This is a genomic window from Gracilibacillus caseinilyticus, assembly GCF_022919115.1.
GTDB lineage: Bacteria > Bacillota > Bacilli > Bacillales > Amphibacillaceae > Gracilibacillus > Gracilibacillus caseinilyticus.
Window position 1 is genome coordinate 1,117,355 of record NZ_CP095072.1, and the last position, 21,013, is coordinate 1,138,367.

Annotated in this window: 15 protein-coding genes, 3 rRNA genes and 1 other RNA gene; 6 read left to right on the forward strand and 13 right to left on the reverse strand. The window is 41.0% G+C overall.

Features of this window, described 5'->3' with window-relative positions:
• Positions 1-111 precede the first annotated feature (111 nt).
• From MUN88_RS05515 to tadA, 11 genes are all read right to left on the reverse strand, one after another.
• Complete coding sequence (locus MUN88_RS05515) at positions 112-300, reverse strand: sigma factor G inhibitor Gin (protein ID WP_369809943.1); 189 nt, start codon at positions 298-300, stop codon at positions 112-114.
• Between the two features lie 632 nt (positions 301-932).
• Positions 933-1,049, reverse strand: a 5S ribosomal RNA gene (gene rrf / locus MUN88_RS05520).
• Between the two features lie 148 nt (positions 1,050-1,197).
• A 23S ribosomal RNA gene (locus tag MUN88_RS05525) occupies positions 1,198-4,109 on the reverse strand.
• A gap of 369 nt (positions 4,110-4,478) precedes the next feature.
• A 16S ribosomal RNA gene (locus tag MUN88_RS05530) occupies positions 4,479-6,041 on the reverse strand.
• The 16S, 23S and 5S rRNA genes sit together here, the layout of an rRNA operon.
• A gap of 615 nt (positions 6,042-6,656) precedes the next feature.
• A complete protein-coding gene (locus MUN88_RS05535; RefSeq protein WP_244721869.1) occupies positions 6,657-6,917 on the reverse strand; it encodes a pro-sigmaK processing inhibitor BofA family protein in 261 nt (86 codons plus the stop codon).
• A 69-nt stretch (positions 6,918-6,986) separates the two neighbouring features.
• Entirely contained in the window at positions 6,987-7,202 is a 216-nt protein-coding gene (locus MUN88_RS05540; RefSeq protein ID WP_244721871.1) for a YaaL family protein, read from the reverse strand.
• Positions 7,203-7,215: 13 nt separating this feature from the next.
• Positions 7,216-7,812 carry a recombination mediator RecR gene (recR, locus tag MUN88_RS05545; protein ID WP_244721874.1) on the reverse strand — a complete coding sequence of 199 codons (597 nt, stop codon included), beginning with the start codon at positions 7,810-7,812 and terminating at the stop codon, positions 7,216-7,218.
• A gap of 10 nt (positions 7,813-7,822) precedes the next feature.
• The gene (locus MUN88_RS05550) at positions 7,823-8,146 is read right to left on the reverse strand and encodes a YbaB/EbfC family nucleoid-associated protein (protein ID WP_244721876.1); all 324 of its coding nucleotides are present in this window, start codon (positions 8,144-8,146) and stop codon (positions 7,823-7,825) included.
• A gap of 34 nt (positions 8,147-8,180) precedes the next feature.
• Positions 8,181-9,884, reverse strand: coding sequence for a DNA polymerase III subunit gamma/tau (gene dnaX / locus MUN88_RS05555; RefSeq protein ID WP_244721878.1), 1,704 nt, complete (start codon positions 9,882-9,884; stop codon positions 8,181-8,183).
• A gap of 219 nt (positions 9,885-10,103) precedes the next feature.
• Positions 10,104-10,369: signal recognition particle sRNA large type (gene ffs / locus MUN88_RS05560), an RNA gene on the reverse strand.
• Between the two features lie 141 nt (positions 10,370-10,510).
• The gene (gene tadA / locus MUN88_RS05565; RefSeq protein WP_244721887.1) at positions 10,511-10,984 is read right to left on the reverse strand and encodes a tRNA adenosine(34) deaminase TadA; all 474 of its coding nucleotides are present in this window, start codon (positions 10,982-10,984) and stop codon (positions 10,511-10,513) included.
• A 114-nt stretch (positions 10,985-11,098) separates the two neighbouring features.
• Between tadA and MUN88_RS05570 the strand changes: the two genes are divergently transcribed.
• The gene (locus MUN88_RS05570; protein WP_244721891.1) at positions 11,099-11,620 is read left to right on the forward strand and encodes a cysteine hydrolase family protein; all 522 of its coding nucleotides are present in this window, start codon (positions 11,099-11,101) and stop codon (positions 11,618-11,620) included.
• 82 nt (positions 11,621-11,702) lie between these two features.
• Positions 11,703-12,992, forward strand: coding sequence for a glycoside hydrolase family 18 protein (locus tag MUN88_RS05575; protein ID WP_244721894.1), 1,290 nt, complete (start codon positions 11,703-11,705; stop codon positions 12,990-12,992).
• Positions 12,993-13,084: 92 nt separating this feature from the next.
• Here MUN88_RS05575 and MUN88_RS05580 read toward each other — a convergent pair whose 3' ends face one another.
• A complete protein-coding gene (locus MUN88_RS05580) occupies positions 13,085-13,516 on the reverse strand; it encodes an RrF2 family transcriptional regulator (RefSeq protein WP_244721897.1) in 432 nt (143 codons plus the stop codon).
• A gap of 167 nt (positions 13,517-13,683) precedes the next feature.
• On the opposite strand from MUN88_RS05580, the gene hmpA reads away from it, so the two are divergent.
• Positions 13,684-14,907: an NO-inducible flavohemoprotein gene (hmpA, locus tag MUN88_RS05585; RefSeq protein ID WP_244721900.1), complete on the forward strand. Its 1,224-nt coding sequence runs from the start codon at positions 13,684-13,686 to the stop codon at positions 14,905-14,907.
• 356 nt (positions 14,908-15,263) lie between these two features.
• On the opposite strand, the gene acsA is transcribed toward hmpA, so the two are convergent.
• Positions 15,264-16,979 (reverse strand): acetate--CoA ligase, encoded by a 1,716-nt coding sequence (gene acsA, locus MUN88_RS05590; RefSeq protein WP_244721902.1) that lies wholly within the window; start codon positions 16,977-16,979, stop codon positions 15,264-15,266.
• A gap of 184 nt (positions 16,980-17,163) precedes the next feature.
• On the opposite strand from acsA, the gene MUN88_RS05595 reads away from it, so the two are divergent.
• Genes MUN88_RS05595 through MUN88_RS05605 form a run of 3 tightly spaced genes read left to right on the forward strand, consistent with a single transcriptional unit; the run spans position 17,164 to position 21,013 of the window.
• A complete protein-coding gene (locus MUN88_RS05595; protein ID WP_244721905.1) occupies positions 17,164-18,657 on the forward strand; it encodes a spore germination protein in 1,494 nt (497 codons plus the stop codon).
• A 20-nt stretch (positions 18,658-18,677) separates the two neighbouring features.
• On the forward strand, positions 18,678-19,766 hold the full coding sequence (locus tag MUN88_RS05600; protein ID WP_244721908.1) for a GerAB/ArcD/ProY family transporter: 1,089 nt from the start codon (positions 18,678-18,680) through the stop codon (positions 19,764-19,766).
• A complete protein-coding gene (locus tag MUN88_RS05605) occupies positions 19,763-21,013 on the forward strand; it encodes a Ger(x)C family spore germination protein (RefSeq protein ID WP_244721911.1) in 1,251 nt (416 codons plus the stop codon). Before MUN88_RS05600 ends, MUN88_RS05605 begins: the two co-directional genes overlap by 4 nt.

Here is a 21,013-nt window from a genome sequence, read left to right on the forward strand (position 1 = left end):
CTTTACTATTCTATCTTAAATCCTCTTAATATCATTCAAATGATCAATAATCGTTTAACTTTATCCCTTCACTTATTTCAAAAAAAAATAGAATCACGAAGCGTGACTCCATTATATAGTATATGAAGATTGATTGATAGATCTTAATTTTTCTACATAGTATTGATAGCTTGCATCACTCGGATTTGTCGCTACGATCTCTTGTTCACACTCATGACAAATATAAAACCCGAAAAGTAAGATTCCTTCTGTTCTCATTTGTTTACATACTCCACAACAATGTATATTATTATTCCCCATTTGTCACACCTCCATTAGTTAGTATGACCAATCTATTAAAAAATATACAAAGTATACTAGATTTTTTCTATTTACTTTAATCGACATTTTTTCACTTTTTTCACGTGAAACATTTTAATTTATTATATTCTGTTATGTATGATTCGACATTTGTTATTCGGAAAATATCCTGAAGCTTCCCGTTCATAACGTTACTTATACTATCTTAGCATAGTCAAATAATATGTTATTATGAATGAAACTAATCCCGTTTCGTAAGAAGGTAGGATAATCCAGGTATTGCGTAAACACAAAATCCGTATAATTAAACCTATGTGTAGAGAATTTTTCAAAAGCAACTATAAACTAAATGGTTGGCCTACACTATAGACTGCCTTCTACCACTATTAAAAGATCTAATTTTACAAGCTACCTAATGGGCCCGCAACGATATATGCCTGTGTCTAATTCCTAGATAGTATCTACAGTGTGCAGGATACATTCATTTTGTCAAAATAGGACATATCATCTATTTAATAGCCCTCCTTTTAAGCATTGAAATTTATTCATCACACATTCCTAAAACAGGAAATCTCATTCGTATATTTTAAACAAAAAAACATCCCAGTCCTTCGACTGAGATGTTTTGGTTTGCCTGGCAACGTCCTACTCTTGCAGGGGCGCGAGCCCCAACTACCATGGGCGCTGAAGAGCTTAACTGCTGTGTTCGGCATGGGAACAGGTGTGACCTCTTCGCTATCGCTACCAGACCAACAAGGATGTTGGTCGATCGATGTTGTCACATGGATGTGACGATTTTAATCGATCATCCTATATTATTACATGGGTTTGCACCCTAAAAACTAGATAAGACAAGAGACAGACATCAACGAACCGTTGCACATCAGAAACATTTGTATAGATAAGTCCTCGATCTATTAGTATTCGTCAGCTTCACATGTCACCATGCTTCCACCTCGAACCTATCAACCTCATCGTCTCTGAGGGATCTTACTCACTTACGTGATGGGAAGTCTCATCTTGAGGGGGGCTTCATGCTTAGATGCTTTCAGCACTTATCCCTTCCACACGTAGCTACCCAGCGATGCTCTTGGCAGAACAACTGGTGCACCAGCGGTGTGTCCATCCCGGTCCTCTCGTACTAAGGACAGCTCCTCTCAAACTTCCAACGCCCACGACGGATAGGGACCGAACTGTCTCACGACGTTCTGAACCCAGCTCGCGTACCGCTTTAATGGGCGAACAGCCCAACCCTTGGGACCGACTACAGCCCCAGGATGCGATGAGCCGACATCGAGGTGCCAAACCTCCCCGTCGATGTGGACTCTTGGGGGAGATAAGCCTGTTATCCCCGGGGTAGCTTTTATCCGTTGAGCGACGGCCCTTCCATTCGGTACCGCCGGATCACTAAGCCCGACTTTCGTCCCTGCTCGACTTGTAGGTCTCGCAGTCAAGCTCCCTTCTGCCTTTGCACTCTGCGAATGATTTCCAACCATTCTGAGGGAACCTTTGGGCGCCTCCGTTACATTTTAGGAGGCGACCGCCCCAGTCAAACTGCCCACCTGACACTGTCTCCGAACCGGATCACGGTTCTGGGTTAGAAGGTCAATACAGCCAGGGTGGTATCCCACCGGCGCCTCCACGTAAGCTAGCGCTCACGTATCTCAGGCTCCCACCTATCCTGTACAAGCTGTACCAACATTCAATATCAGGCTACAGTAAAGCTCCACGGGGTCTTTCCGTCCTGTCGCGGGTAATGCGCATCTTCACGCATAGTATAATTTCACCGGGTCTCTCGTTGAGACAGTGCCCAAGTCGTTGCACCTTTCGTGCGGGTCGGAACTTACCCGACAAGGAATTTCGCTACCTTAGGACCGTTATAGTTACGGCCGCCGTTTACTGGGGCTTCGGTTCAACGCTTCGCTAATGCTAACGCATCCCCTTAACCTTCCAGCACCGGGCAGGTGTCAGCCCCTATACTTCGCCTTACGGCTTCGCAGAGACCTGTGTTTTTGCTAAACAGTCGCTTGGGCCTTTTCACTGCGGCTTCTCGCAAAAGAAGCACCCCTTCTCCCGAAGTTACGGGGTCATTTTGCCGAGTTCCTTAACGAGAGTTCTCCCGATCACCTTAGGATTCTCTCCTCGCCTACCTGTGTCGGTTTGCGGTACGGGCACCCTTTTCCTTGCTAGAGGCTTTTCTTGGCAGCGTGAAATCCGGAACTTCGGTACTATATTTCCCTCCTGATCACAGCTTGTGATTGCCAGACGGATTTGCCTATCTGACTCACTTACTGCTTCAACGCACACATCCAGTGGTGCGCATTCCTTATCCTTCTGCGTCCCCCCATCACTCAAACGGAATTGGGTGGTACAGGAATATCAACCTGTTGTCCATCGCCTACGCCTTTCGGCCTCGGCTTAGGCCCCGACTAACCCTGAGCGGACGAGCCTTCCTCAGGAAACCTTAGGCATTCGGTGAAGAAGATTCTCACTTCTTTTTCGCTACTCATACCGGCATTCTCACTTCTAAGCGCTCCACCAGTCCTCACGGTCTGACTTCGCTGCACTTAGAACGCTCTCCTACCATTGATCGTAGATCAATCCGTAGCTTCGGTGATACGTTTAGCCCCGGTATATTTTCGGCGCAGCGTCACTCGACCAGTGAGCTATTACGCACTCTTTAAATGATGGCTGCTTCTAAGCCAACATCCTGGTTGTCTATGCAACGCCACATCCTTTTCCACTTAACGTATACTTTGGGACCTTAGCTGACGGTCTGGGCTGTTTCCCTTTCGACTATGAACCTTATCACCCATAGTCTGACTCCCAAGGTAATATGATTGGCATTCGGAGTTTGACTGAATTCGGTAACCCGGTAAGGGCCCCTAGTCCAATCAGTGCTCTACCTCCAACATACATGCCTTGAGGCTAGCCCTAAAGCTATTTCGGAGAGAACCAGCTATCTCCGTGTTCGATTGGCATTTCACCCCTACCCACACCTCATCCCCGCACTTTTCAACGTGCGTGGGTTCGGGCCTCCAGTCAGTGTTACCTGACCTTCACCCTGGACATGGGTAGATCACACGGTTTCGGGTCTACGACCACCTACTAAAACGCCCTGTTCAGACTCGCTTTCGCTGCGGCTCCGTGTCTTCCACTTAACCTTGCAGGGGATCGTAACTCGCCGGTCCATTCTACAAAAGGTACGCCGTCACCCATAAAAGGGCTCCGACTACTTGTAGGCACACGGTTTCAGGTTCTCTTTCACTCCCCTCCCGGGGTGCTTTTCACCTTTCCCTCACGGTACTGGTTCACTATCGGTCACTAGGGAGTATTTAGCCTTGGGAGATGGTCCTCCCGGATTCCGACGGAATTTCACGTGTTCCGCCGTACTCAGGATCCACTCCGGAGGAAACACATTTTCGACTACAGGATTGTTACCTTCTATGATGGGCCTTTCCAGACCACTTCGTCTAATGTATTTCTTTGTAACTCCAAAGGAGTGTCCTACAACCCCAAAAAGCAAGCTTTTTGGTTTGGGCTAATTCCGTTTCGCTCGCCGCTACTCGGGAAATCGCGTTTGCTTTCTCTTCCTCCGGGTACTGAGATGTTTCAGTTCCCCGGGTCTGCCTCATTTATCCTATGGATTCAGATAAATGTTCTACTCCATGACGAGCAGAGGGTTTCCCCATTCGGAAATTCTCGGATCAAGGCCTACGTACGGCTCCCCGAGACATATCGGTGTTTGTCCCGTCCTTCATCGGCTCCTAGTGCCAAGGCATCCACCGTGCGCCCTTCTTCACTTAACTATACTTACTTTATTTCAATGAAAAGCGAGTTGGTTATTGTTTGATGTCTTGTCATCAGTTTCGTTTCCACAGCTGTCAAGCAGTTGCTTCCACGTCCTGATTACTCTTATCTAGTTTTCAAGGTACAAGTTCAAGAGAGTATTGATCTCTCAAAACTGAACCAAACAACCAAGTATGATTTGTCACCTTGTAAAAGGTGTTCCGTAATATGTCCAGCTACAGCACCCAGCGCCTAGCAAACTTCCTTCACCTCCGTACGATAAGTCAACATCAACTCACAAAAGTTCGTTGTGTTTCCTTTATCTCCTTCGGTTCAGTCCAGTTTGTACGTCGCTAAACGGGTGCTTTCGCCTTTCTATTAATCCTTAGAAAGGAGGTGATCCAGCCGCACCTTCCGATACGGCTACCTTGTTACGACTTCACCCCAATCATTGGCCCCACCTTCGGCGGCTGGCTCCAAAGGTTACCCCACCGACTTCGGGTGTTGCCAACTCTCGTGGTGTGACGGGCGGTGTGTACAAGGCCCGGGAACGTATTCACCGTGGCATGCTGATCCACGATTACTAGCGATTCCGGCTTCATGCAGGCGAGTTGCAGCCTGCAATCCGAACTGAGAATGGTTTTATGGGATTTGCTTGACCTCGCGGTTTCGCTGCCCTCTGTACCATCCATTGTAGCACGTGTGTAGCCCAGGTCATAAGGGGCATGATGATTTGACGTCATCCCCACCTTCCTCCGGTTTGTCACCGGCAGTCACCTTAGAGTGCCCAACTTAATGCTGGCAACTAAGATCAAGGGTTGCGCTCGTTGCGGGACTTAACCCAACATCTCACGACACGAGCTGACGACAACCATGCACCACCTGTCATTCGGTCCCCGAAGGGAACTCCCTATCTCTAGGGACATCCGAAGATGTCAAGACCTGGTAAGGTTCTTCGCGTTGCTTCGAATTAAACCACATGCTCCACCGCTTGTGCGGGCCCCCGTCAATTCTTTTGAGTTTCAGCCTTGCGGCCGTACTCCCCAGGCGGAGTGCTTAATGCGTTAACTGCAGCACTAAGGGGCGGAAACCCCCTAACACCTAGCACTCATCGTTTACGGCGTGGACTACCAGGGTATCTAATCCTGTTCGCTCCCCACGCTTTCGCACCTCAGCGTCAGTTACAGACCAGAGAGTCGCCTTCGCCACTGGTGTTCCTCCACATATCTACGCATTTCACCGCTACACGTGGAATTCCACTCTCCTCTTCTGCACTCAAGTTCCCCAGTTTCCAATGACCGCTTGCGGTTGAGCCGCAAGATTTCACATCAGACTTAAGAAACCGCCTACGCGCGCTTTACGCCCAATAATTCCGGACAACGCTTGCCCCCTACGTATTACCGCGGCTGCTGGCACGTAGTTAGCCGGGGCTTCCTCGATAGGTACCGTCAAGGTGCCGCCCTGTTTGAACGGCACTTGTTCTTCCCTAACAACAGAACTTTACGATCCGAAAACCTTCTTCGTTCACGCGGCGTTGCTCCGTCAGACTTTCGTCCATTGCGGAAGATTCCCTACTGCTGCCTCCCGTAGGAGTCTGGGCCGTGTCTCAGTCCCAGTGTGGCCGATCACCCTCTCAGGTCGGCTACGCATCGTTGCCTTGGTGAGCCGTTACCTCACCAACTAGCTAATGCGCCGCGGGCCCATCTGTAAGTAATAGCCAGAGGCCATCTTTCAACATTCCTTCATGCGAAGCAATGTATTATCCGGTATTAGCCCCGGTTTCCCGGGGTTATCCCAATCTTACAGGCAGGTTGCCCACGTGTTACTCACCCGTCCGCCGCTCGTTCCACTAACGTCCTCCCGAAGGATTCAGTTAGCTTCCCGCGCTCGACTTGCATGTATTAGGCACGCCGCCAGCGTTCGTCCTGAGCCAAGATCAAACTCTCAATAAAGTTGACTTGCGCTCGCTTCTATAAGCTAGCTTGTTTATTAATTCATACTGGTTGTTTTGTTCAGTTTTCAAAGATCAAATCATTTTGTTAGCCGTTTTTTGGCGACTTAATTAGTATAACATTTACTCAACTAAGAGTCAATAACTTTTTTTCGAGAAAATGTTTTTGTTTGTTTCGCCTTTCAAAGCGACTAATACATAGTATCATAATTTAAATACGTAACGCAATAGTTTTTTAAAAAAGAATTATTTACCAGTAATTATACCTCGATTTCCATGTTGCTCTTATTTCATTCTTCCTTATATATCTTATTCCATTATAGCAAACCATTTAAACATCAACTTAAGAAAAACCGGACTAAAAACCACTCGCTCCTATATAACGTATGGTTGAGGACCCGCCCCCACAGGACGCGGAGCATATTTCCGGAGCTTTGCTATACATATAATAACTATCAAAATGACCACATTGCAATACAATTCCACTTTACATAATCTTATAAGAACCTTTACTATTTTTAATCTTTGGCACTTTCTCCCTTTCACCTTGGTGGCAGTAGTTATTTACTTTCCTTGCAGATAAAAAAATAACCCTTCTATATAAGAAGAGTTATTTTTATAGAATAAATATGTGCGCGGCTGTTAGACAGGCAATACCCGGTAAGCCTAGCAGTCCAACCATTAGAGCAGTAAATGCATTAATCGGTATATGCAGCCCAAATGATGCGCCAAACAAGTTGAAGAAAAATAGAAACAATACTCCAATGGTTAGTTTCATGACAACTTGTCCGCTGCCTTTGACAAGATTAAACGGAATTCCTACTGTTAATAGAATTGCAATTAACACAATGATTCCAACAATTACCCACCATTCCATCTGCTTGTCCCCTTCATATAAATAGTATTATTAGATCTATATGAAGAAAAACTCTTTTTTAGAAGACTTTTATTGATTAGCAGATAATTTTCTTATTCTCGCTTCTCTCATTAAATAAAAATATTTTGCCTTTGTAATCGCCAAATCAAACTGGCCCGATTCAGTAGGGTCGATACTTCGATCCAAAATGCTGTCTAAATACGTCCATTGCTTCTTTAATTGAAACATACTCTCAAGGATTTGCTGGTCAAGGTCTTGTTTTTTTATTTTTTTTGAACGAATCATTTTTTCACCTACGTTATACTTCTCTTCTGCCTTCTAATGCTTTAGAGAGTGTCACTTCATCCGCATACTCTAAATCTCCACCCATCGGCAGGCCGTGAGCAATTCTGGTTGTCTTAATGCCGGAAGGTTTTACCAATCGCGAAATATACATAGCAGTTGCTTCCCCTTCAATATTAGGATTAGTTGCTAATATTAATTCTTCAATCCCTTCATCTTTTAAACGATTGATTAAAGATGGCACATTAATATCTTCAGGACCAATACCATCCATCGGTGATATAGCTCCATGTAACACATGGTACTTGCCATTAAATTCTTTCATTTTTTCCATAGCAATTACATCTTTTGGATCTTGAACAACACAGATCAAGGATTGATCGCGCATATCATCTTGACAAATAGCACATGGATCTTGATCCGTAATATGACCACATGTACTGCAATGCGTTAATTCTCGCTTTGCATTGGCCAAAGCCTTGGCAAAATCTAATACGTCATCTTCTTTCATGTTTAAGACAAAGAATGCCAGGCGCACGGCAGTTTTAGGACCGATTCCTGGCAATTTTGTAAAGCTGTCGATCAGCTTTGATATCGGTTCAGGATAATACATGAGAATCCTCCTAGAACATTCCTCCAGGTAAATTTAATCCTTTTGTGAATTTACCCATCGTATCATTTGTTTTATCATCTACTTCTTTTAGCACTTCATTAGTTGCCGCTAAAATAAGGTCTTGTAACATTTCGACATCGTCAGGATCTACGACTTCCTCTTTAATTTCAATATCAGTGATTTCTTTCTTTCCGTTTGCCACTACTTTTACCATTCCACCACCAGCAGTTGCTTCAAACGTCATTTCTTGCAACTCATCCTGAGCTTTCATCATATCTTTTTGCATTTTTTGCATTTGTTTCATCATTTTGTTCATATTTCCTCCACCACGCATGGAAAAACCCTCCTAATAATATCTATTGTATTGATTAATCACGTATTTCTAATAAATCATCGCCGACTAACTTTCTAGCGTTGTCTACCAGTGGATCCCCTTCTGTCTGAACAGAAGATTCATCCTGTTCTCCAGACTCCTCACCTTGCGCTTTTTGTTTGCGAACATACTCTTCTCGTAATGATGCCCATTCCGATTCAGGTATTGGAATGAAGGTGATATTCTGTCCGGTTGACTCTGATAACATTAATTCTATCGTTTGTTTGTGCTCTAATGCAAGTGAACAATGAATTTCATAACGAAATGCTATCACTACAACGTCTTCTGATGCTGCACTTGGCTTACTATTCTGAATCGTTGCATGCGCAGGAGCACTTTGTTTCTTCAATGCATCCATAAAGGACGGCCACTGGGCTCTTATTTTTTTGATAGCTTCTTTCGATGCACCGTTCAGCACGTTACGAATACGATCATATGGCACTTTATAGCTGTTTCGGCCGACAGATGCATTTCGTTTTGGAGCCTGCTGTTGTGTTTCCTGCTGTTGCTGAACAGGTTGTTTTTGCAATTGGCTTAATTGTTGCTCCAGCTTCGTTAATTTTTCCTGTAACTTCTCTACTTCAGGTAAAGATGCCACATTCGTCTGGGTGCTATTACTTTGGTTACAGATTTTCAACACTGCAACTTCTATGAAAACTTTCGGGCTGTTTGTCCACTTTATTTCCTGTTGGCACAGATTCAGTTCTTTAATGGCTCCTTGGATCCATTGGGAATCTAAACTTTGCGCCAATGATTGAAACGCATCATCAACAATAGCTCGTTCCAGCACATTTTCTAAAGATGATGCAGTCTGATATAACAAAATATCTCGCAAATAATAGATAAGGTCAAAAACAAATCGGCCAGGATCTTTCCCTTCTTGAATCATGGCATCGATCTCCAGCAACGATTCCTTAACCTCATTCTCGTGCATCGTGTTTACGATCTTCGCTAATTTTGCTTGGGATACAGAACCAGTTACAGCGAGAACGTCATCGATCGTCACTTGTTCCTCACTATAGGAAATAGCCTGATCAAGCAAGCTTAACGCATCACGCATACCACCTTCTGCCGATAGTGCAACACCTTCCAGTGCTTCGTCTGTTACCGATATATTTTCTGCTGCAATAATTTTTTTCATGCGCTCAACCATTGCAGACTGTGCAATTCGTTTAAAGTCAAATCGCTGACATCTGGAAATAATCGTTAGTGGTATTTTATGTGGTTCGGTGGTTGCCAATACAAAGATAACGTGCTTTGGTGGCTCTTCCAGTGTCTTCAATAAGGCATTAAAGGCACCAATCGATAGCATATGCACCTCATCAATGATATACACCTTATACGTAACGGCGCTCGGAGCATATTTCACTTTATCACGAATATCACGAATCTGTTCCACACCATTATTCGAGGCGGCATCGATCTCAACCACATCTGATATCGAACCATCCTGAATCCCAATACACGCATCACATGCATTACATGGCTCTAATGCAGGACCATTTTGACAATTGACTGCTTTGGCAAAAATTTTGGCAGCACTTGTTTTTCCCGTGCCTCGGGGACCTGAAAATAGGTAAGCGTGGGTGAACTTGTCTTGCATAACAGCATTTTGCAAGGTGCGAGTAATATGTACTTGTCCAACTACATCTTCAAAATTCTTCGGACGCCAGACACGGTATAATGCTTGATAGCCCATCACTGATCCCCTTTTCAAATTATTTCTTCTTATATTGTAGCAAATCCCTTTATTAAAAACGAGCGAAAATATGGAATACAAGAATATCTTTTTTTCATCTATAAAAGCTGATTATTCTTATAAAATTTTGACCGCGTCGAATTACTACTCTGCTAACTTTCCTAATGTATAACAAAAACCTCTTGTGCATCACAAGAGGCTGTCTTTGTATTATTAACGCCGTGCACCAAGCTTCGATGACGCTACCTTAAGCGTTACTTAAGTTCATAGCTCGACCCAGGCTTCCCCGCGGCACACAGGAAGTTTCGCTTAATGCTGCTTCCTTCCGGACCTGACATGGTTCACGAGTTCCTGTTGCGCGGGACCCGAGTGTCAACACTACTCCCTTAAGGCAGACCTTAAAATAACGGCACCTCAGCAAGGTATTCAGTCTCGCTATAGCGGATTGCGAGTACAGGGCACCGCTACCTCCCCACCTAGCACGGCAAATTTGCTAACATATTCATTTGCGCTATAAGAAAAGCGCATTTACTAGTATAACCCTAAGTTCTAAAAAAATCAATTACTTACTCTATTTTTCCACTATCAACTTTTACCAGTATTGATTGTAACGAGCATCCACGCTTCTAATCACTCTTCTGCTCTTTTTTCTTTTGCCGCAACGATCGAAAAAAATCGGTCAGCATTTTTCCGCATTCTTCCTCCAGAACTCCTGGTACCACCTCAACTTGATGATTAAAGCGTTCATCGTCTAATAAATTAAACAATGAACCAGCACATCCTGCCTTCGGGTCCTTAGCTCCGTACACTACTTTTGTTATTCGAGATTGCAAAATAGCTCCTGCACACATTGGACATGGCTCGAGGGTTACATATAACACACAGTCCTCTAGACGCCAGCTGCCAATAACCTGATTTGCTTTATCAATGGCGAGCATTTCCGCGTGAGATTGCGTTGTTTGTAATTTTTCACGTAAATTGAACGATGTGGCAATCACTTGATCTTGATAAACGATTACAGCACCAATTGGCACTTCACCTAATACCTCAGCTTTTCTCGCTTCCCCCATTGCCATTAACATATACTCTTGATCCGTCATTATCATCCCACACTTTTGTTTATGAAAATAATTGTTGCTGTTATAGAATAAGCCATGCATGAATTATGCTATATTAGGGTATCTTGTCAACAGAAGTATAAAAGAGGTGAGCCCATGAAAAATACAGCCGTATTAATCATCGATATGATCAATGATTTTAATTTTCACGAAGGCAACTTACTGTTAAACAATACGAAAGAAATTTTACCTAGCATGGATCAGTTGAAACAATATGCAAAAAAACAAAAACTTCCTGTCATCTATATTAATGATCATTATAATACATGGGAAACAGATTTTAAACAAATTGCACAAACCTGTTTAACTGAAGAAAATGAACCCATTATCCAGAGAGGCCTACCGGATGAAGAAGATTACTTTATTATGAAACCGCAAATGTCTGGTTTTTTCAGGACACCATTACGATCTTTACTGGAACAACTCGGTATTGAGCATCTAATTATCTCAGGTATCGCAGGAAATATATGTGTGTTATTTACTGCAAATGATGCCCACATGCGCGGTTATACGTTGCATGTGCCAGAAAATTGTATTGCGTCTAATACACACAGACATAATCATGAAGCATTGAAATTAATGGAGGCTGTCTTCAAAGCCGAGATCCAACCGCTGTAGCTACTCAGTGTTCTAATTCTTATTTCTTATCATAAAGTAAATGGAGAAATATTTTTTTATGATAAGAAAGGAGTTCTTTTTTGTGCAAATATATGTCGTGAAACAAGGAGACTCGTTATATCAGATTGCCAATCAATTCGGCACATCCTATCAATCGATTGCAAATGTAAATGAGATAGACCCGTCACTGTCTCTAGTGGTTGGTCAAGCATTAGTCATTCCGATATATGGACAATTCTATACCGTACAGCCCGGAGACAGCTTATATACAATCGGACAACGGTTCGGTATTTCGGCAGCGGAATTAGCAAGCGTCAATCAAATTAATATGTATCAACCACTTTCTGTTGGTATGACCCTCTATATTCCCGAATCAGCTAAAAGAACGATGGAAACCAATGCCTACATCGAACCAACTGGAGGTTCGGTATCAGATGTTTTAGAGAATGCAGCAAGAAAACATGTTGACAACTTAACCTATTTAGCTCCCTTTTCCTTTCAAGTCGATCGGCAAGGTAATCTGAGCGCTCCCCCACTGAACGATTTCAACGCTATTGCCAATGAACAGAATGCCACTTTAATGCTAGTGGTTACAAATTTAGAGGAAGGGGCATTTAGTCAGGATCTCGGCCGACTCATTCTTACCGATGAAACCGTCCAGAATAATATGCTCGACCAAATCATCACAACAGCCAAACAGTCTGAGTTCGGAGATATACATTTTGATTTTGAATTTTTACCACCGGAAAATCGGGAAGATTATCGTGCCTTCTTAGAAAAAGCAACGACTCGACTGCACAATGAAGGTTTTCTTGTATCGACAGCTCTTGCTCCAAAAACAAGTGCCGAACAAGAAGGAAACTGGTATGAAGCACACGATTATCAAGCCCATGGCGAAATTGTTGATTTTGTCGTTCTGATGACATATGAGTGGGGATATAGTGGTGGTCCGGCCATGGCTGTTTCACCGATCGGTCCAGTTCGTGATGTCGTCAATTATGCCCTCACAGAAATGCCCTCAGAAAAGATCATGTTAGGCCAAAATTTATATGGCTATGACTGGACACTTCCGTATGAACCTGGTGGTGATTATGCCAAAGCACTCAGTCCACAGCAGGCCATTCGAGTTGCGCGTGACAATAATCAATCGATATTATTTGATGAAGAGGCAAAGGCACCTTATTTTCGCTATGTTGATCAAGAAGGGCAGGAACATGAAGTATGGTTTGAAGACGCGCGATCCATTCAGGCCAAATTTGATTTAATTAAAGAGAAGAATTTGCGCGGTATTAGTTACTGGAAACTCGGACTCTCCTTCCCTCAAAATTGGCTGTTACTGGAAGACCAATTTAACATTCGCAAAAGAGGATAACCTTATCCTTATATGCTGGAAAGCGGAACAACACACCTCTTTCCAACAAAGAGTATTCGTTCACACCATGAAAGAGGGTGTGCATGAATACTCTATTTCATGTCCATTAATTCTTGCAAATCATCTTTATTCTCTACTAAGTCAGCCAACGTATATTGATTCAGCACTTCAAAAAAAGCCTGCATCGCATTCCCTATAGCAGAGCGCAATTTACATGCAGGGGTGATGACACAGCGATTGTTCTCGCCATCGAAACATTCCAATAAATAGAAATCATTTTCCATCAGTCGGATAACTGCACCAATATTTATATCTGCAGGATCAAGCGCCAGTACGATTCCCCCGTTACGTCCTCTGGTTGTTTCAATATAGCCATTAATACTTAATTGGTGAACTACTTTTCGAATATGTTCTGTAGAAACAAAAAAAGTTTCTGCTATCCCTTTAATACTTGCCTTGCTATCACTCGCAGCTGTATAAATTAACACGCGTAATGCGTAATCCGTATATTTTTTTAATCGCATATCGATTCACCTTCCTTCTTTTATTCTATCAAAAATAATAACGATTGGCTTCGCATTTTAACAAAATAGTCATATATTTCTCTAGAAAGCTATTGCAGAGGCTTCTCCTTTTTTTATACAATAAAGGTGTATTAAAAATACATGTTTAAAATTTAAGGAGTGATTGGATGTCTACCACAACTGAAAGACTAGATCCAAAAACTATAGAAACAGTAAAAGCGACTGTCCCTGTTTTGGCTGAGCACGGAACCACCATTACTTCGACGTTTTATCAATTACTATTTACAAATCATCCGGAATTGAAAAATATTTTTAATCAAACCAATCAAAAAAGAGGAAAGCAGCCGCAAGCATTAGCAAATGCAGTGTACGCAGCCGCAGCCAACATTGACCAGTTAGAAACAATCTTGCCTGTTGTCCAACAAGTGGCACACAAACACCGAAGCTTAAATATCAAACCAGAGCATTATCCAATTGTTGGAGAAAACTTATTAAAAGCGATGCAAATTGTTCTAAAAGAAGCGGCAACAGAAGAAATTATAGCAGCCTGGGCAAAAGCGTACGGTGTCATTGCTGATGTATTTATTCAAATCGAAGAAGGAATGTATCATAAGACAGAAGCTGCACCAGGTGGCTGGGTCGGTTATCGCCCTTTCCGTATTGTCAAAAAAGTGAAAGAAAGCGATGTGATTACTTCCTTTTATCTGAAGCCAGACGATCATAGACAATTACCTGAATATGAAGCAGGACAATATGTCACAGTAAAAGTTTCTGTACCTGGCATTCCTTATACTTGTCAACGTCAGTACAGTTTATCCTGTAAACCGAAACAAGACGTATGGCGTATAAGTGTTAAAAAAGAAGCAGGTCAGGCAAACCATCCAGATGGTGTTGTATCTAATTTCCTTCATAACCATATTAACGAAAACGATGTGATAGAACTAAGTGCACCTGCTGGAGATTTTGTATTAAATAAGGAGTCTAAACCGTTAGTGTTAGTAAGTGGCGGTGTCGGGTTAACGCCATTAGTAAGTATGTTAGAAACAGTAGTAGAACAGCAACCGGAACGTGATGTGTATTTTATCCATGCGGCACAAAATGAGAAATTACATGGTTTACAGGATATTGTGAAAAACATAACAAATAATCATTCGAATGTACGTGCCTTTACAGTCTATGAAAAACCGGAGAATACTACTTTATATGATAAAACCGGATATATTGATTTGCCATGGTTACAGTCTGTACTACCAACAAAAGAAGCATCTTTCTATTTCTGCGGGCCTGAACCATTTATGAAAGCCGTCAATCAAGCATTAACCAAATGGGAGGTCAATGCAGCAGATATTCACTTTGAATTTTTCGGTCCAAAAGGAGACTTAGAAGCATAATACGTAGCATGACAGAAAATTATGCTAACAAAAAACGCATCAGTAATTCAACACAAGTCAGGATTAATTGGTTATCAGAAACTGTATTAAATAAAAAAAAATGGGAATACCCCCTGTCTCAACTAACGTAAGTTTATATACAACTACCTATAATACGGATTATGTAAAGTGGAACTGTATTGCAATGTGGTCATTTTGATAGTTATTATGGTTGGCCGGAGCGATATCCTACCTCTAGCAAAATTTCAAAATTAACACTTAGCTAGACATAATCCGTATTATAAGAACCTGCACTTTTATTTTTTCAATCTTAAGCTAAAAAGGCTAACACGTTATTGTGCTAGCCTTGTTTTTATTTATTCTTCTAATGTTGACGTATCGCCTGTTGGCAGTCCAAGTTCCCATGATTTTAAGAGACGGCGCATAATTTTACCGCTTCGAGTTTTCGGGATGCTGTCCTTAATTTCGATCTCACGAGGAGCAGCATGTGCGCTTAATCCCGTTTTCACAAACTGACGGATCTCCTCTAATAGAGAATCAGACGCTTCATAGCCTGGATTGAGTGTAATAAATGCTTTAATAATCTCACCACGCTCGGGATCAGGTTTCCCAATTACACCAGCTTCCGCCACAGCCTCATGTTCAATTAGCTTACTCTCGACTTCAAATGGTCCAACTCGTTCCCCCGACGTGTTGATCACATCATCCAAACGTCCCTGGAACCAGAAATAGCCATCTTCATCCATATAAGCACTGTCACCAGATACATACCAGCCATTGATAAAATAGCTCTCATATTTACCTGGATTTTTCCAGATCGCACGCATCATCGATGGCCAACCTTTTTTAATAGCAAGGTTCCCCATTTGATTTGGAGGGAGCTCATTCCCCTCATTATCGACAATTGCTGCCTCTACGCCAGGAATCGGACGCCCCATTGAACCTGGACGAATCTCCATACTTGGTAAGTTAACAATTAGCATAGCACCTGTTTCCGTCATCCACCACGTATCATGAATACGCAAATCAAATACGCGTAAAGCCCATGTGATGACCTCAGGATTTAACGGTTCTCCAACGCTTAGCACATGACGCAAGCTAGATAAATCATATTGCTTCACCAGTTCGTCACCCGCGCTGACAAATTTACGTAAAGCCGTTGGTGCTGTATACCAAATTGTTACATTAAACTTATCTAATGTTTCATACCAAGATTCCGGTGTAAATCGACCACCTCTAATAACATTTGTTACACCATTCAACCATGGGGCAAAGATACCGTAACTTGTACCTGTTACCCAACCAGGATCGGCTGTACACCAATACACATCATCTTCCTTAAAGTCAATCACCCATTTACCTGTTGCATAATGTTGAATCATCGCATTATGCACATGATATACCCCTTTAGGCTTACCTGTTGAACCAGAAGTATAATGAATCAGCATACCATCTTCTCGGTCGACCCATTCGATATCAAATTCGTCAGATGCTTCTTTGATTTCTGTATCAAAATCAATATAATCATCCTCTGGAAGCTCTTCTGCGCCAACCAAGACAATTTGTTGTAAGTGTGGTAGTTCATCAACAGGGACCCTTCCTAATAATTCAGGGGTTGTAATAAGCATTGTTGCTTCGCTGTCTTCTAGTCGATCACGGACCGCCTGCTCCATGAACGCTTCAAAAAGAGGACCAGCAATCGCCCCGACCTTTAATATTCCAAAGAAGTTAGCATAAAACTCAGGACTTCTAGGCATAAATAAGAAGACACGATCTCCTTTTTGAATGCCATACTTTTTAAATATATTAGCAGTTTGGTTACTCTGTTTACTTAGTTGTTCAAACGTAACGCTTTCTTCACGTTCTGGTGCCGAATATAACAATGCTACTTGATTTTTTTTATCGGGATTTTCTGCATGACGATCAATTGCTTCATAAGCGGCATTAACTTTTCCTGTTTTATACCAGCTAAAATCTTTTTTTACTTCTTCCCAATCAAAACCTTCTCGCATCGCTTCAAGGTCCGCTAAATTGTGCTTACCTGACCTTGCCTGTACTTTTGTCATATCCATCTTATCACCTCTTCTAAAAATGTGAACGTTTTCAAGTTCCTAGCTAAAGAAAGAAACCCCTTACAATATATTGTAACGAATTTGTATGAGAAAGCAAGTTATTCAATCCTTATATTGGCAATTACATATTATCATTTGTATTGCACATATTAACAGTTAGTAATCACAAAAATGAGGTGTGTTCATGGCGCGATTGTTGCAAAAACAGCAAAATAAAGCTGAACAAAGCAGTTTAAAAGATAAAAAGGTTGCTGCTTCATTAAAACAAAATATGCAAGATACTAAAGAATTATTCGGATATGGTGTGAATAAAGACTTTGCCATGCGCTCTATCACTTTGAAATCCAACGGAAAGAAAGGTATTCTTTTTTATTTTAGTTCAATTGTCGATGGAGAAAGAATTAATTTACATATTATAAAACCGCTCTTAACAGCAGAAGGGGATCGTATAAAAAATATTGTATCGATTGAAAATATTGAAGAAACGAGTGATTTTGAAAAGGTAGTACAAAATATTAACAGTGGTAAAGTCATTCTATTTGTTGAAGGTGATACACAGGCCTATGCCATGGATGTAGCTGATTTTGCCCATCGCCCCGTTTCAAAAGCAGAAAATGAAGTAACTATTAAAGGTCCACAAGAAGCATTTACCGAATCATTAAACAGTAATATTTCATTGATCAGAAAACAATTACATAATCATTCGTTGATCAATGAAGGTATACAGGTTGGAGAGCGCTCAGTAAATGAAGTAAATGTTATCTATATAAAAGATCTCGTGAATGATGACATATTAAATAATGTCAGAGATCGAATCAAGAATATAAAAACAGATAATGTACGTAATCTCGAAATTCTTGAACAATTTATAGAGGAACGTCCATACTCGTTAATTCCCACTATTCTCTATACAGAAAAGCCAGATAAAGCGACATCCTATCTAGAAGATGGTTATGTAGTAATCTTAATGGACAGCTCTTCAGCCTGTTTAATCGTACCTGTAACATTCTGGTCTTTTTTCCATGCGCCAGAAGACCGTTATTTACGCTTTTTTTACGGTAATTTCACTCGTTCTATTCGAATATTTTGTTTTTATTTAACTCTAATGATTTCCGCAAGCTATGTTGCCATCTCAAATTTTCATAGTGAAATGATCCCGCCAGATCTCTTATTAGCTATTACAGCATCAAGGGAAAGGGTACCATTTCCTTTGATCATTGAAGTATTGATGATGGAAATAGCGTTTGAACTGATTCGGGAAGCAGGACTTAGAATACCGAATCCCTTGGGACCTACAATAGGTATTGTTGGAGCATTAATTCTGGGACAGGCAGCAGTAGAAGCAAATATCATTAGTCCTATTATCGTTATTGTTGCCGCCCTCTCAGGTTTATCATCATTCGCAGTAGCAGATCTTAATATGAACTTTACGATTCGTCTGATGCGGTTTATCTTTATCCTAGCAGCTGGAACATATGGAATGCTTAGTCTAACTGGGGCATTCTTGCTATTTTTAATGTACGCTGCATCTATCAAATCATTTGGGGTATCTTTTTTCTCACCGATGTCACCGCATTTCATGTCATCAGAAGATACCATTTTTCGCAAGACAGTCCGGAAGGAAATTTTTCGTCCAACCTATTTACATCTTAAAGATATTCAGAAAAAACCAAAGTAACAGAAGGAAGGAAATAATACATGCAAAACCGAGGATTATTACGCATGAAAGAAATATTAGCCATGACGTTAATTATTGTTGGCATCAAATTTTCTGATTCTACGTCCTCATTGATGTCTCAACAAGCACAAAATGGTTTTTGGCTAATACCATTAATATCATTTGTATGTATTTTTCCCGGCTTTTTATTGATGCTTTATTTATTAAAGAAATACAAAGATAAAAACTTAGTAGAACTGATTGAAACGATTATTGGTAAATGGGCAGGTAAGTTAATTTGCCTGTTATTGTTCATTTTTGCTTTTCTAACGCTTACGCTTGACAGTCGTAACTATGTGGAACAGATTAAACAGTTATATTTTCAAGAGTCACCAACAGACACGGTCTATTATATTTTTTTTATTGTCGTTTTATTTGGGGCAAAAAAAGGCTTCGAAGTAATTGGATTTACTAGCTGGATAACACTTCTTTTTACAAAAGCTTCCGTATTAATAGTCTTCCTCCTTATTACAGGAGATATGGTGTTACAGAGGATCTTCCCCATATTTGGGCAAGGGCTTTCCATCTTATTAACAGAAGGCGTAAAAAAAGCTTCCATATTTGCCGAATTATTCTTTTTATTAATTGCTTATCAGTCAGCAAAATCCACTTCCATGTTTAGAAAGGGGTCCATTATCGCAAGCATTATAGGACTATTTGAAATTCTGTTATTCTTCTTTGTTTATGTCTGTGTATTTGATTACAATTCGATCAAAAAAATTGCTTTTCCCTATCACGACATTACACAATTTGTAAATTTAGGACAATTTTTCACTAATATAGAAACCTTTTTTATGGTATTCTGGCTTCTGGCAGCATTTCTGAAATTTATTATCTTTATTTATATAACCAGTTGGATTTTTGGAGAGATATTCGCTATAAGAAACTTTGAACCATTGCTGTTGCCATTCAGTTTCCTAGTAGTGATGATCGGGTTAATTCCCCTTAATTCCGTTATTAATGAATTAGTACTAAGAGAAACATTATTAACAATCATGTCACCATTTTTTATCATCTTTCCTTTTATTTTATGGTCAATTGCTTTTTTCAAAGGGGATTTAAAACAATGATGAATAAGTTATGGATTGTATTCGGATTGCTAATCCTTTTAACTGGATGCTACGACCGGATTGAACTGGAGCAGCAATCCTACGTAATTGCCATGGGAATTGATAAAACAGAAAATAAAGGAGTATATGCGTTTACTTATCAAATTGCTAATCCTGAAGTAGGATCTGCAGCAGGCCAAGGAGGATCAAATGAACCAGCGTCAGAAATTGTCACCGTACACGGCGCAGATATTTTAAGTGCAACTTACACAGCTAATTCATTTGTTTCTAAAAAGATTACGCTGGATCATACGAGGATCATTGTAATTTCAGAGGAATTAGCAAGAAATCCTGACTTTATTCGTGTAATTCAATCAGCCTCCAGATCACCACAAATTAGACGTGGTGTGCAATTGGTTGTTTCAAAGGAAAAGGCCTCAGAGTTTATTAACAATAATCAGCCGGTGATGGAGCAAAGACCACATAAATATTTTCAATTTATGCTGGATAGGGCCGATCAAACTGGAATTATTCCAGCAGCATCGTTACATCGCTTTTTTCAGATCACAGAAGGAGATGCGGATTTATTTTTAGCTATTTACGCCTCCACAAAAAAGGATAAAAAACAAGAACAGGGAAAAAACAAATTAGAAGATGAATATATCGCGGGTCAAATACCTCAATTGGGGGGATCCCCTACACAATTTATGGGTGCTGGCGTATTTAAAGAGGGGAAGATGATAGATACATTGGATGGCGAAGAAGTTCGTATTGTGCATATCCTGGATAATACATTAGAACTAAACAATTATTTAACTACCATGCCAGATCCTTTTGATCCGGAATTTCAACTATCTTATAATTATTCACAAAAACAAAATGCAAAAGTTGATATTACTTATCACCAGGATAAACCAACTGAAATTGACGTACTTGTTCCATTTCAAATTGAAGTGATCGCGATACCAAGTTTAATTCGTTATGCACATGATCAAGAAAAACAAGATGCATTGGAAAACGCCATCACCAAACGTTTGGAGGAAAAAACGATGGAAATAATAAAAAAAGCACAAGAACAGTATAAATCTGACCCTTTTTATTGGTCCCTATATATTCGGCATGAGTTTACAAACATTAAGCAGTATGAAAAAGCAGATTGGCATAAAAAAATATTTCCAAACGCCGAAGTTAACGTTACATACCAACTTGATAAATTAGAGTTTGGAAAAATGCTGGATGATTCAAATCTAGATAGAGTGAGGGATTAA